Here is a 13,566-nt window from a genome sequence, read left to right on the forward strand (position 1 = left end):
ATATGAGTTCTCTAGTCTGGAGATTTTTCAATATACTTAGTTATTGGGCGGTTACTACCTAAAATTAGTTAAGGGTAACTAAAAGGGTAGTAAAAACAAAAAAAGCACTAAGGGAAAGCGCCCCAAAGTGCTTAATATCAAGGCTCTAAAGCCTATCTGATTCAATAAAATATTACAACATTTTGTTGTAGAATTCAACGACAAGTGCTTCGTTGATTTCTGGGTTGATTTCGTCGCGTTCTGGCAAGCGAGTCAATGAACCTTCCAATTTTTCAGCGTCGAATGATACGAATGCTGGACGTCCAAGAGTAGCTTCTACTGCTTCAAGGATTGCTGGAACTTTCAATGATTTTTCACGAACTGAGATCACTTGACCTGGAGTTACGCGGTATGATGGGATGTCAACACGTTTTCCGTCAACAAGGATGTGACCGTGGTTTACGAATTGACGAGCTTGACGACGAGTAGTCGCAAGACCAAGACGGTAAACAACGTTATCCAAACGACGTTCCAAAAGAAGCATAAAGTTGAAACCTAGGATTCCGCCTTTGATTTTTGTAGCTTGTACGAACAAGTTACGGAATTGTTTTTCACCTACACCGTAAGTGAAACGAAGTTTTTGTTTTTCAGCCAATTGTAAACCGTATTCTGACAATTTAGAACGATTGTTTGGTCCGTGTTGTCCTGGTACGTAGTTACGACGTGCCAATTCTTTACCTGTACCTGTAAGTGAAAGGCCAAGGCGACGAGCTTGTTTCCAAGATGGTCCTGTATAACGTGACATGTAAATGTCCTCCTGATATAAATAATATTTCGGTGGAAATAGTCACTTAGAAAGCCCTGATTCGTGCAGATGCCCTTCGCCTAAACAGCCAAGGTTACTTATCATAAGACACCTGTTGACGAGCTTCATGCTTTCCTGCTGATATTTCACACAAAATCCATTTTACCATGAATAGATGAATTTGTAAAGGGGTTTTAAGCTTTATTTTCACTGCCAGAGAGATCGAGAACGAGAGTAAAGGTGCTTCCGAGGCCGTACTGACTGGTAACTGTGATTTCTCCACCCAATTGATGGGCCAATTCACGCGCAATCGCAAGACCTAAGCCATGACCACCTGTTTTCATATTGCGCGAAGTTTCGACACGATAAAGGCGTTTGAAAATATTCTCCAAGTCCTCTGGTGCAATGCCCTGTCCCTCATCCGTCACACTGATTGAAAGCTGGTTCTTCTCCAGCTTAGCCACCACTTCCAGCTTGGTTCCTGGAGCAGAATATTTAAAAGCGTTATTGACCAGATTCACCAAGATGCGAGAAAGTTTGGCATAATCTCCTTCAATTCGGGCAGACTCTGGGATCACCTGCAAGTGGACATCTCGCTCCTCCTGCTCAATCAAGAACTGAAATTCACTCATGCACTCAATCAAGAGCTGGTCCAGAAAAATGCTGTCTTTGCTGGTAGTTTCCACCTGATTTCTAGCTGTGTTTAGGGTCAAAAAATTCAACTCCTCAACCAGTTTATTAAGCCTTTCTGTCTGGCGTCCAATGGTTGCTAGATAATGAGCTTGTTCTCCCTCCTTGATAACCCCATCCAAAATCCCTTCTACCGTCGCTTGGATCGAAGTGATGGGGGTCTTGATATCATGCGACAGCTGGGCAATCATCAAGCCCTTTTCTCGTTCGCTTTCTTCCAAGGAATCAAAAGTTTCCTGCAAATCATGGGACATTTCATTGAAGACTTGCCCTAACTGCTGAAATTCCATAGGTCCTTGAACCTCCAGATTTGATGGAAAATCCTTATCCGCTACCCGCTTGGCATGTTCCTTAAGTTTGCCCAATGAAGTAAAGACCGGCGATAGGAGAAAGAGACTAATCCCAGCACCGACAAGGCTGGCAACGATGGTCATTCCAAGCAGAAAGTAAATCTCGCTTTTCTCAATCAGCATTTTTTGAACAGCCCAAAAAACCACGATAATCGTTAGGAGTGTTGAAATGACATACCCCACTAAAATATAACTTTTTAATTTCATTGACTACCTCGTGCTTTCTCAATTTTGTAGCCCAAGCCCCAGACGGTTTTGATGGTCGGTGTTTCTGCACTAGCATGTTTAGCCAACTCCTGTCGAAGAGCATGAATATGAACATTCAAGGTATTGGTGTCATCCACATAGTCTTCCTGCCAGACCTTTTCATAGAGGTCTGTCTTAGAGAAAACCCGCTCTGGATTGCTGGCTAGAAGCCATAGAAGTTCGAAGGATTTGACTGTCAAATCAAGCGCCACATCTCCGACTTGGACCTCATGGCTACCGTGATTCATCCGTAAATCCCCGAGACTGACGACTTCTGTCTCACCTCCACGATGAAGGCGACGCAAGATATTGTGGACACGCAAAACCAGCTCACGAGGGCTAAAGGGCTTGGCAATAAAGTCATCTGCCCCTAAGCTCAGGCCATAAATCTTGTCCTGCTCGCTGGTCTTAGCCGTGATAAATAGAAAAGGCTGATCTGGAGATTGATACTGAACCTCACTAATCAAATCATAACCATCCATCCGAGGCATCATGATATCTGTAATAATCAAATCAATTGGTTTTCGCTTGAAGATTTCTAAGGCCTCTGCTCCATCATGGGCCACCAAAACATTATATCCTGCCTGAACCAGATAACGTTGATGAATATCTGTGATTTCTACCTCGTCGTCAACGAGTAAAATTGTCTTTCCCATCTGTCTCTCCTTTGAAAAAAACAGTGCTATACCACAATAGTATAACACTATTTTAATCTCTTTACGAACATTCTAATCGATATCTGGATTTTTCAAATCCTAGATAGAAAGTCTGTAACTAGACTAGTCATTTTCCTCTTTTTTAGCTTTCAAACTGAGTCCGCCTAATAGTCCTGCTAAGGTGAGGCCAAAGAATCCAAGAGTAGCCATTGATGTTTGGGCTTCACCAGTATATGGAAGCATGTCTTTTTTGTCTTTCATTTGATCAGCCATCATTGGACTTGACTCCTTGTTAGTAGATGCCATCTTGCCTTCATCAGACATTTTGCTTGAGGCTGCTGGAACTTGATCTTGTTTCATGCTTGGTGTTGCCATAGGCTGGCTAGCATTCATGTTTTTGTCCTGCTCTTTGTTAGGCATCATCTTATCCTGACTAGCAGCTGGCATTTGAGATTTCATCTCATCTTGATGAGCACTTGGCATTTGAGCGTTCATCTTAGACGCATCTTGATGACTATTCATCATTGGAGCCGGCATAGCTGAACCATTAGAAGATGGGACGAAACCTGACTGCATCGGAATCAGAGACTGATGTCCATTCAAGTTCACTGTCAAATCCTTAGTCGCTACGAGGTTGCTCAAATCCGCCTTGCCATCTTTGGCACCGTACACCTTGATGGTAGCTTTATAACTTTGAGTGCCGTTTTGTTTCAAGAAATCAAGAAGCTCTTTATCTGATTTACCTTGAGTACCTGCCAAGTCCACTTCGTAGAAGTAGAGGCCTTTGCCCAATTTCTCTACTGGTGGAAGGGCGGGATTTTTAGCTGAACCATTGTCTGACCATGGAGCCTTGTCAGAAGCTTTCAAGATAAGGCGAGTCAACATACCGTCACCTGCGAAGAATTCGTATGGAATGACTTGGTTGACACCGGCTGTGAATGGACCTGGGAAGTTGGCTTTATCCAAGTAAGTGGCTGGAACGTCTACTGTGTCTTTGGTGTTGTCAGCCACGCCTTTTTGGACTTCAGCTGGAGTAGTTAAGCCATTCAAATTGACATCCAAATCCTTAGTCGCTACGAGGTTGCTTAAATCGGCCTTACCATCTTTAGCACCGTACACTTTAATAGTAGCTTTATAACTTTGAGTGCCATTTTGTTTCAAGAGATCTAGAAGCTCTTTATCTGACTTACCTTGAGTACCTGCCAAGTCTACTTCATAGAAGTAGAGGCCTTTGCCCAATTTTTCTACTGGTGGAAGGGCAGGATTTTTAGCTGAGCCGTTGTCTGACCATGGAGCCTTGTCTGAGGCTTTCAAGATAAGGCGAGTCAACATACCGTCACCGGCGAAGAATTCATACGGAATGACTTGGTTGACACCTGCTGTGAATGGGCCTGGGAAGTTCGCTTTGTCCAAGTAAGTGGCTGGGACGTCTACTGTATCTTTAGTATTGTCTGCTACACCTTTTTTCACTTCAGCTGGAGTGGTTAAGCCATTCAAATTGACATCCAAATCCTTAGTCGCTACGAGGTTGCTCAAGTCTGCCTTGCCATCTTTAGCACCGTATACCTTGATAGTGGCTTTATAGCTTTGAGTGCCGTTTTGTTTTAAGAGGTCAAGAAGCTCTTTGTCAGATTTACCTTGGGTGCCGGCCAAGTCCACTTCATAGAAGTAAAGGCCTTTGCCCAATTTTTCTACTGGTGGAAGGGCAGGATTTTTAGCTGAACCATTATCTGACCATGGGGCCTTGTCTGAAGCTTTCAAAATCAGACGAGTTAACATACCGTCTCCCGCGAAGAATTCGTATGGGATGACTTGGTTGACACCGGCTGTGAATGGGCCTGGGAAGTTCGCTTTGTCCAAGTAAGTGGCTGGGACGTCTACTGTGTCTTTGGTGTTATCGGCCACGCCCTTTTGCACTTCAGCTGGAGTGGTTGCTGGTTGAGCTTCATTTGCTTCACGGTCTTGTCCAGAAACTGTAGGCGCAGGATTTGTCGCAGGTTTAACCGCATCCTCTGTTTCTTTCTTAGATTCTGGTTTTGCTTGCACTTCTTCTTTTGGTGCTACTACTTGGTCTTTAGCAGCTACATCCGCTTTTTCTGGAGAACTTGTAGTATCCAAGCTTGCTTTAGGTGCTGAGTCTGCCTGTTCTGAATGAAGAGCTGTATCGACTGCTTCTTTGAGAAGTTCTGCTGGTAAGTCGCTCTTTTCACTCACCGAAGCAGCGTCTGGCACAACTTTGGCAGGGGTCGGATTGACCACATCGGCACGTACAGAACTTGGTTGACCAACTAGGACAAAGAAGCCACTGGCTACAACAACTGAGGCAACACCGACACTAAGACGGCGAATAGACCAACGAGTATATCTTTGATTTGGATTGAATTTCATAGGATTCTCCTTAGAGTTTTTCTTTATTTGATGACTCTAGTATAATCTCCTAAAATTAAACAGGATTAAGAAAAAGTTAAAATTTTTCTTAAATCCCTCTTATAAAATACTTATATTAATTAAATCCATAAACAGACTTGGTAATTTGATAGACAACATTAGAAAGTTTGCGAGCTGGCAAGACTGAATGTTTGGTCAAACGGCTGAGCATGGTCTTACGGATAGCCTGAAAGACCTCTGGATTTTTCTGCTGAATATAGGTCCACAGCTCACGTTTTTTTGCAAGATGCTCTGCTGTTCCAGCTCGGTTGAGCAGGGCACTGGAAATAACCGTCGTGATTTCAATATGATTCAGTAGATATTCTCTCATTTTTGGGTGGCTTACTCTAGATAAATCAAGCTGGTCTACCAAGAGTCGATTGACCTTGAGTTGCTGGTCAATGCGCTTAATCATCACTTGCTCATTGACAGACTGGTCCTCACGCCCAATCAAATAACGATAGAAATCGACAGGAAGATAGTACATGGTCTTGACTTGCTGAAGGGGGGTAAAGACAAAAAGATTATCGACATAAAAGGTATGCTCAGGCAATTGGAACTGGCTAGCACGCAATAAATCTGTCCGGTAAATCAGCGAGTGCATCATGATATACTGGCCTTTTGAGAAATTTCCGACCTGATCCCAGCCAAAAATCTGTTGGACAGGCAAGACTGACTCATAACTCATACTCTTCTTACGAGACTGACCTTCCTTTTCATAGACAAAATTAGTCACAAAGGCGTCAACCTCTTGACCATCACCCTCTAGTTCCTGCAAGGTTTCAAGAATCTTTAGGTAAGCACGAGGATCCACCCAGTCATCACTATCCACTACTTTAAAATAGCGCCCAGAAGCCTCCGCCAAGCCACGATTGACCGCACCGCCATGGCCCTTATTTTCCTGATAGATAGCTCTAACGATGTTAGGATACTTGCTGGCTAAACGCTCAGCGATTTCCTGAGTCTGGTCCTGAGATCCGTCATTGATAATCAAAATCTCAACTTGCTCACCACCAATCACTAGCGACTCCACACAGTAATGAAGATAGGCAGCGGCATTATAGCTGGGGATGGCGATAGACAATAACTTCATAATCTACTCCTTTAGGGGACTGATTTTTTCTTTCTCTCTTGTCACTTCTTTCTATTCTACCATAAAGTCCAGTTTTTGAAGGACTTTTACTGGAATACAAGGTGTTCTCCCAATTTCCTATCTTGAACATTAAAAAAGAGGGAAATTCCCTCCTTACGAATTTAATTCTGCCAAGTCATCTAGATACTGGTTGTTAATGACCGCCAAGATATAGGCATCCGCCTTCAAGAGGTCATTAGGGCCAAATTGGACATCCAGCGGTGAATTTTCTTGTTCACGAAATCCTAGGACATTGAGGTTATATTTGCCACGTAGATCCAGCTGGCTCAGGCTTTGACCTGCCCAAACACTCGGAATTTTCATCTCCACGATAGACACATTTTTATCCAGCTGAAAGACATCAACATTGTTATGAAAGAGAATGGTCTGCGCTAGAGACTGCCCCATTTCATACTCAGGTGAAATCACCGAGTCAGCACCGATTTTTTCCAGTACCTTCTTAGCTGTCTGGCTTTTGACCTTGGCAATAACCCTTGGTACCCCTAGACTCTTACAATGCATAACTGCAAGCACACTCGACTCTAGATTTTCCCCTGTTGCGACTACAACCGTGTCACAGGTATCAATCCCTGCGGTTCTGAGGAGTTCCTCATCTGTGATATCACCAACTACTCCACGCGCCAAAACTGGTTCAAATTGATTGATGTGCTCGGCGTGGTCGTCAATGGCAATGATATTCATATCTTGCTTGGCGAGGGCCGTCAGGACACTACTCCCGAAAATCCCCAAACCTAAAATTCCAATCGTACGATCTGACATAGTTCTTCCTTTCTTATCCAATACTAATATCTGCTTTCATATACTGAATCAAATCTTTCTTATCAGGCTGGTAATCCGCTAGACTAACCAGCAAGGTTAAGGGACCGATACGGCCGATAAACATGAGCACCATGACAATGCTGAGAGCTAGCTTACCCAGTTCTGGCGTCAGATTTGCCGTTACCCCAACTGTCGCAAGGGCTGAAATGGTCTCAAACATAAGATAGATAAAGCGCGGTGTTCCTTCTGCTGTAATTCCCAACAACATCAAGCCCAACAAGAAGGTCATCAAAAAGATAATGAAGACACTAAAGGATTTTTGGACTGTTCGAGCCTCAATGGTTCTCTGCGCAACATTAGCATGAGGTAAGCCCAACAATTCACTACGCGCAAAGACCAATAAGACAAAGAAAGTCGTAATCTTGAGACCCCCAGCCGTCCCTCCAGGCGCCCCACCCAGAAACATCTGTAGGATATAGATAAACAGGGTCACAGGCCGAGCTTGGGTGTAATCAATAGAGGCAAAACCAGCCGTTCTCATGCTGACGGTTTGGAAAAAGCTAACCAGCACTTTCTCTGGAACACCGAGATTGCCAATGGTTCCTGGATTGTGCCACTCCGTAAAGAGAGTAGATACTGTCCCAAACAGCAAAATCCCTGCAGTCAAGAAGAGAACCAGCTTGGTGTGGAAACGCAGACGGCGTTTTTTCTTCTTGTCAAACTGGGTTGCCAAGTCAAACCAAACCATAAAGCCAAGACCACCTGTGATAATCAAGCCAGCAATAACCAGATTAATCAAGGGATCCGTCTGAAAAGCCACTAAACTGCTACTGCCGAAATTATCAAAACCAGCATTACAAAAGGCTGAAATAGCTAAGAAGATAGAGGTAAAAATACCCCGTCCCCAACCAAACTCAGGAATAAAACGAAAACTTAGTAGGAAGGCACCCAAGCCCTCCACCAGAAAAGTCGTCAAAAAGATGGACCGCATAAAAGCCTTCAGCGACCGAGTCTCCCCGTAACTGAAGCTCTCCTGAATGGTTTCACGACTGCGAAGACTAAGCTTTTGCTTCCCCTGAATATAAAAGACCCCGATAAAAGTCATGAGACCTAAGCCACCAATCTGTATCAAGAGCATACAAATCAACTGCCCCCAGACATTATAGGTAGTAGCCACCGGTTGCGTAGAAAGGCCGGTTACACAGACCATAGACACCGTCGTAAAAAGATGGTCAAAATAAGTGGCCTGCGAACCGCTCGCCTGAACAAAAGGCAAACTCAAAAGGAGAGAGCCTATAAAAATAACTCCAGCGAAACTTAAAAAAATCCGACGTGCTGGCGAAAGTCCACCAAAGACTCTTTCAAGTTTTTTCACAAATAATTTGAATAACATACATCCATTGTACCATAAAAAGAAGAAGAGTAGCTAGAACTTAGAGGCTATCTCAAGGCAGAGTTCCAAGGCCTTCTCGAAAGCTTCTGAACCCCAGTCACGACTGTCGTACTGGTCCAAGTCCGCTAAGGAATCAGCTGTGAACAGCAACTCTCCCCAGAGAACCCCACGCAGTTGGGCTACTGCCGCAAGCGCAGAACACTCCATCTCTACAACAGCACAGCCTTCTTCCTTACGATAGGCCACCTTTTCAGCCGTTTCTCGGTAAAAACCGTCTGTCGTCCAGGTCACGACTTCTTCATAAGGAATCCCTCTGGCGTCCAAAACTTGCTCAATAGCAACAATAGCCTCTGGCTGCATTTCCATATAACGAGAAGGTGCTACATAGTGGTAACTAGCTCCTTCGTCTCGTAGAGCCCGAACAGGGACTAGAAAGGCATTTTCCTCTATATCAGCTAAGACTCCACAGGTACCTGTAGAGATAATCTGCTCCACACCATAGCCAATCAACCAATCCATAAACTGAGCCGCTGGAGCGGAGCCGACAGGCGCTTGAGCCAGACAAATCTTCTCACCCTTGTAGTTGATGACGTAGACTGGATAGGGCTTGGTGGCAGAAATGAATTCGCCGACACAGTCCGCCCCTACTTCCCTCGCATAGCGGTCAATCTCCTCACCTAAAAATGCATAGACACACTTCTTGGGCAAGTGCAAGTCCAGCCCCTCGTGATTGGGCATGATGACTGCCTGAGGATTGTCATCAAACTCTAAAATAGGAATCGCATGTTTCTGAATCATAGCCCACCTCCTCTGATTTTGTACTATTGTATCAAAAGATGACCGAGTGTCAAGGAGGAAGTTGAGGAACTGAGGAGAAAAAAGCATCCCAGCTACGAGATACTTTGAACTTGATTAATGAAGCAGACTTGCTAAGAGATAGGGTAGGTAAATGTGAGCTGGGTAAAAGATGATGAAACCTACCAAAAAGAAACAACCCCCGCTGTTCCTTTTTACTTCTATTTCACAGGTATCTCCTTACTCACACACGCAGGATTACCAGCTAGTACAACGTTGTCGCCGAAGGACTTGGTGATTACAACCTGTCTATCTTGCTAAACGAATACGGGTCACGATTCCGTCTGGGTCTGTGATTTCCAACTGGTTCGATGTCAACCACTTGATTGGTGCATCAACTTCTTGTGCTCGTTGCGCAATCGTTAGCAGTTCTTCCTTACTCGCAACCTCAATGACATAATAGACTAAGCCTGGCAAGCCTTGCTTACGCGGAGCCAGATCTTCTCCTCCCCATTCGTTGACTGCCAAATGATGATGATAGTCCCCAGCCGCAATCCAACTAGCGCTAGGCACACTGAATTTATCCTCTAGTCCTAACACCTTTTGATAAAACTGGCTGGACTTTCGACTATCCTTGACGGACAAATGGATATGCCCCATTCTCGTACCCTCTGCTAAAGTAAAGGGCTCTACTCTTTCCCCTAACTCATAGATATCCTGTGCCGCAAGAGCCTCCGTCACTCCGATAATGCGTCCATCTTCTCGAATATCCCATGTGGAAATCGGCTTATCTCGATAGAGTTCGATACCATTTCCCTCCAAATCCTCCAAATAAAGGGCCTCACTGTAACCGTGGTCTGCACCGCCGACAAGAGAAATCTGTAAATCTGTCAGGTGTTTTAAGACATCTGCCAAAGCCTTGCGTGTCGGCAAAAGAATAGCCAGATGATAAAGATCATAATGTTCCCTTACTTCATCGCTCTCTTGTGCTTGAATCAAGTGTACCAAGGCTTTTCCACCAAGGCCTAGAATGGCCTCTGTCTCAGTTTGAGATAAGATTTCTAAACCAATAATTTGATGATAAAAGGCTGTTTGACTTGCTAAATCCTTTACATTTAAAACTGCCTCTGCTAAATAAATGTGGCTCTTGTATTCATAGGTCATAAATGTTCCTCTTCTCATGTTGTAATTCTTATCATTACAACTATTATATAATTTCCATCAAGAAAGTCAAGCCAGACAACTCAAAAATAAGGCCATTTCAGGATAAGATAAAGTAAATCTTTCCATAATAAAACGCATATTATCAAACTTTTCAGCACCTGACAATATGCGTTATTTTAATTTTAAAGACTTTTTGACCAGCTGTTTTTACTTAACAACAAGCTCATAACGTGTCTTACTTGTGAAGGTTTGACCAGCTTTAAGAATGACTTGGTCTTTGAGGTCACTGTGAATGGCATCTGGCAAAGCTTGGGCTTCAAGAGCAATCCCATTGTGCTGAATCATTGGTTTACCAGCCACAAGGACACTCTCATCTACAAAGTTTGCTGTATAAACTACAAAACATGGAGCCTCCGTCTTGAAAAGTAAGAAGCGTCCTGAGTGCTGATCATAAAGGAATCCAGCATTGTCATGACCTTCAGAAAGCGCAAATGGATGGTCTAAACCAGAAACTAGCTGGATTTGCTCATCATCCTCTTCAAATATATCCTTCAACAAGGCACCATTATAGATGTGTCTAACCACATCACGATCAGCATCCGGAGTTTTAGCTGGAACACCATCGGGTGCAATTGGGTAAATGCCTTTTGTATTTAGTTGGAATACATGGCGATCAACCGTCTGCGTGAAATCACCAGACAAGTTAAAATAGCTGTGGTTGGTTGGATTAACCAAGGTATCTTGATCTGTTGTTATTTTATAACTTACCTCGTAAGCTCCATTTTCTTCTAAGCGATAACTAATCCAGATTTTGAGATTTCCTGGAAATCCACCTGTCCCATCCACTCGTTCTGTATAAAGAGTCAAACCATGATCACTTACTTCTACAACTTCAAACAAGCTAGAATCCCATCCAGTTGAACCACTGTGATTACAGTTGCTTGCATTGTTGACTTCCAGATGATAGGTTTGACCATCTAGTTCAAAAGTCGCGCCAGCAATACGACCTGCTACGGGACCCACACTAGCTCCATGCTTGGGACTATTTCCCACATAGCTTTTAAAATCATCAAATCCCAAGATAACATTGGCAAAGTTTCCAGACTTATCAGGAGTTACATAACGCAAGATAGTCGCACCATAAGTCATAACCTCTAACTGATAACCTGCATCAGTCTCAAAGCGATAAGCTAGGATATCTTGTTCATCAACTCTTCCAAATACACGCTCTGTATATGCTTTCATTCGTTTCTCCTTCTTTCTAATTCTATTAAGCAAACAAACCATAGAAAGGCTATTCACAATCTATGGTTTACTTGTATGATTTACAAAATCCTTTATCAAGAATTTATAAACACTCCCTTATTTTTGGTACTCATGAATGATTACACCTTGTACCACTCGGTTTACTGTACCTGTAGGTGATGGTGTATCTGGTTTATTTTCAACTTTGAGTGAAGTCAATAGGGCAAAGAGTTGAGCGTAAACGATGTATGGGAAGACACGGTAAATATCGTTCAAGACACCTCCACATCCAAGCGCTACTTCTTTTACATTTTCAAGACCAAAGGCTTGGTCACTCAAAAGTACAACACGGCGAGCGATCTGATCACCTGCAACTTCACGAACCAAATCCAAATCATACTTACGAGTATAATCTGTCGTTGTACCAAAAACTAAAACGATTGTATCTTCGTTGATCAATGATTTTGGACCGTGACGGAAGCCAACAGGGCTTTCATACATAGTTGCAACTTGACCAGCTGTCAATTCTAAAATCTTAAGTTGCGCTTCATGAGAAAGGCCGAAGTAAGGACCCGCACCAAGGTAGATAACACGGTTAAAGTCTAGGTCAACAAGCTCTTTGACATCTTCTGCATTGTCTAGGACTTTACGTGCAAGACTAGATACAACTTCAAAACGTTCAGATTTCACAGCAAATTCTGTTGGATCAAAGACCAAGAGAGCTGTCAACATCATAGACGTAAAGCTAGATGTCATGGCAAATCCAGCGTCATTTGAAGCAGCAGGTTGCAAAAGCAAGAGGTTACGTTCATCCCCGTGTGCCTGAAGAGCCAACTTCCCTTCTGCAGCACAAGTAATGGTCACTTGGTATAGCTCATCAACCAAGGCTTTAGCCAAATCAACAGTCGCCACACTTTCAGGCGAATTCCCACTACGAGCAAAAGATACAAGAACCGTCGCTACATCTTTTTTAAGATAAGTTTCTGGATTGGCAACGATATCGGTTGTAGCAATGGCATTGAAATTCCACTTGCGTTCGTCATAAACTTCCTTAAAGTATGGTACCAAGGTATCTCCTACATAAGCAGACGTCCCAGCACCTGTCAAGATGACCTTGATATAGTCATGTTTATCAGCAATCCCTTGTAGGAAGGCCGCAATTTCTTCACATTGTTCTTGATAAGATTCAAAAGCTTCTTTCCATACATCAGGCTGTTGGTAGATTTCACGTGTTGTAATTTCAGCACCTAATTTAAGTAAGTCTTCTTTTGTATAATTTAGCATTGAGTTCCTCTTTTTCTATTAAATATGGGAACGGGAGTAAGCCCCATTCCCATGTATATTCTATAATAAAGTGCTCTAACGATTTTCACGTTATCACATGAATTGAATTGAGTTCCAACTAAAATCTTTGGGAAAAAGACCGATTATCGTCGAAGCATCGCTCCATCCTCTTATCGCCTATTTTCCCTGTGATTTTCACGTTGTCACATCTTATTCATCTTCGTCATCATCGAAGCCCGCTAACAGGTCATTGACTTTCACAATGCTTTCTGCAGCACGGTTCTTATAGTCCGCATCTGCGCCTGTCAGGCTCGCATTGATAAATTCAATCACCATTGGAAGATTCATCCCTGCATAAAGTTCGATGTCACGACCTTCCATGATCAAACGACTGACCACGTTACAAGGTGTCCCACCGAGAAGATCCGCAAAGACTAGGAAATCATCCAACCCTTCAATAGCAGCTTCGAATTTTGCAGTAAAGTCTTCTGGGCCATCTTCTGGAAGAAGAGCTACTGTGTAAATGTTGTCTTGTGGGCCCATAATCATTTCTGTGCTACCTTTAAGCTCCTCACAGAAGCGACCATGGCTCACCAAAATTAATGATTTAGTCATAAGGA

General features: G+C 43.3%; 12 protein-coding genes and 1 pseudogene. All 13 read right to left on the minus strand.

What is annotated here, in order from left to right; all coding sequences use genetic code 11:
• Positions 1-172 precede the first annotated feature (172 nt).
• The 13 genes and pseudogenes from rpsD to O3636_RS08760 all read right to left on the minus strand — a co-directional run bounded on the left by rpsD (position 173) and on the right by O3636_RS08760 (position 13,561).
• Positions 173-784, minus strand: a complete 612-nt coding sequence (gene rpsD, locus O3636_RS08700) for a 30S ribosomal protein S4 (protein WP_000092756.1) — start codon at positions 782-784, stop codon at positions 173-175.
• Positions 785-978: 194 nt separating this feature from the next.
• On the minus strand, positions 979-2,031 hold the full coding sequence (locus tag O3636_RS08705; protein ID WP_000769783.1) for a HAMP domain-containing sensor histidine kinase: 1,053 nt from the start codon (positions 2,029-2,031) through the stop codon (positions 979-981).
• The gene (locus O3636_RS08710; protein WP_000520645.1) at positions 2,028-2,726 is read right to left on the minus strand and encodes a response regulator transcription factor; all 699 of its coding nucleotides are present in this window, start codon (positions 2,724-2,726) and stop codon (positions 2,028-2,030) included. The genes O3636_RS08705 and O3636_RS08710 overlap by 4 nt, the downstream gene beginning before the upstream one ends.
• 123 nt (positions 2,727-2,849) lie before the next feature.
• Positions 2,850-5,114: an SSURE domain-containing protein gene (locus tag O3636_RS08715; RefSeq protein ID WP_261055543.1), complete on the minus strand. Its 2,265-nt coding sequence runs from the start codon at positions 5,112-5,114 to the stop codon at positions 2,850-2,852.
• 115 nt (positions 5,115-5,229) lie between these two features.
• Positions 5,230-6,246, minus strand: coding sequence for a glycosyltransferase family 2 protein (locus O3636_RS08720; protein ID WP_000771881.1), 1,017 nt, complete (start codon positions 6,244-6,246; stop codon positions 5,230-5,232).
• Positions 6,247-6,399: 153 nt separating this feature from the next.
• On the minus strand, positions 6,400-7,065 hold the full coding sequence (locus O3636_RS08725) for a TrkA family potassium uptake protein (protein ID WP_001283905.1): 666 nt from the start codon (positions 7,063-7,065) through the stop codon (positions 6,400-6,402).
• A 13-nt stretch (positions 7,066-7,078) separates the two neighbouring features.
• On the minus strand, positions 7,079-8,458 hold the full coding sequence (locus O3636_RS08730) for a TrkH family potassium uptake protein (RefSeq protein ID WP_000897716.1): 1,380 nt from the start codon (positions 8,456-8,458) through the stop codon (positions 7,079-7,081).
• A 33-nt stretch (positions 8,459-8,491) separates the two neighbouring features.
• A complete protein-coding gene (locus tag O3636_RS08735) occupies positions 8,492-9,256 on the minus strand; it encodes a nucleoside phosphorylase (RefSeq protein ID WP_371642718.1) in 765 nt (254 codons plus the stop codon).
• Between the two features lie 218 nt (positions 9,257-9,474).
• A pseudogene (locus O3636_RS08740) lies at positions 9,475-9,555 on the minus strand (sugar O-acetyltransferase); the annotation flags it as partial.
• A 7-nt stretch (positions 9,556-9,562) separates the two neighbouring features.
• On the minus strand, positions 9,563-10,417 hold the full coding sequence (locus O3636_RS08745; RefSeq protein ID WP_371642719.1) for a VOC family protein: 855 nt from the start codon (positions 10,415-10,417) through the stop codon (positions 9,563-9,565).
• 207 nt (positions 10,418-10,624) lie between these two features.
• Positions 10,625-11,662 carry an aldose epimerase family protein gene (locus O3636_RS08750; protein ID WP_371642721.1) on the minus strand — a complete coding sequence of 346 codons (1,038 nt, stop codon included), beginning with the start codon at positions 11,660-11,662 and terminating at the stop codon, positions 10,625-10,627.
• Between the two features lie 117 nt (positions 11,663-11,779).
• Complete coding sequence (locus tag O3636_RS08755) at positions 11,780-12,946, minus strand: SIS domain-containing protein (protein WP_371642723.1); 1,167 nt, start codon at positions 12,944-12,946, stop codon at positions 11,780-11,782.
• Positions 12,947-13,156: 210 nt separating this feature from the next.
• Positions 13,157-13,561 carry a PTS sugar transporter subunit IIA gene (locus O3636_RS08760; protein ID WP_078905660.1) on the minus strand — a complete coding sequence of 135 codons (405 nt, stop codon included), beginning with the start codon at positions 13,559-13,561 and terminating at the stop codon, positions 13,157-13,159.
• Positions 13,562-13,566 lie beyond the last annotated feature (5 nt).

This window comes from Streptococcus sp. 27098_8_76, assembly GCF_041432315.1.
Classification (GTDB): Bacteria; Bacillota; Bacilli; order Lactobacillales; family Streptococcaceae; genus Streptococcus.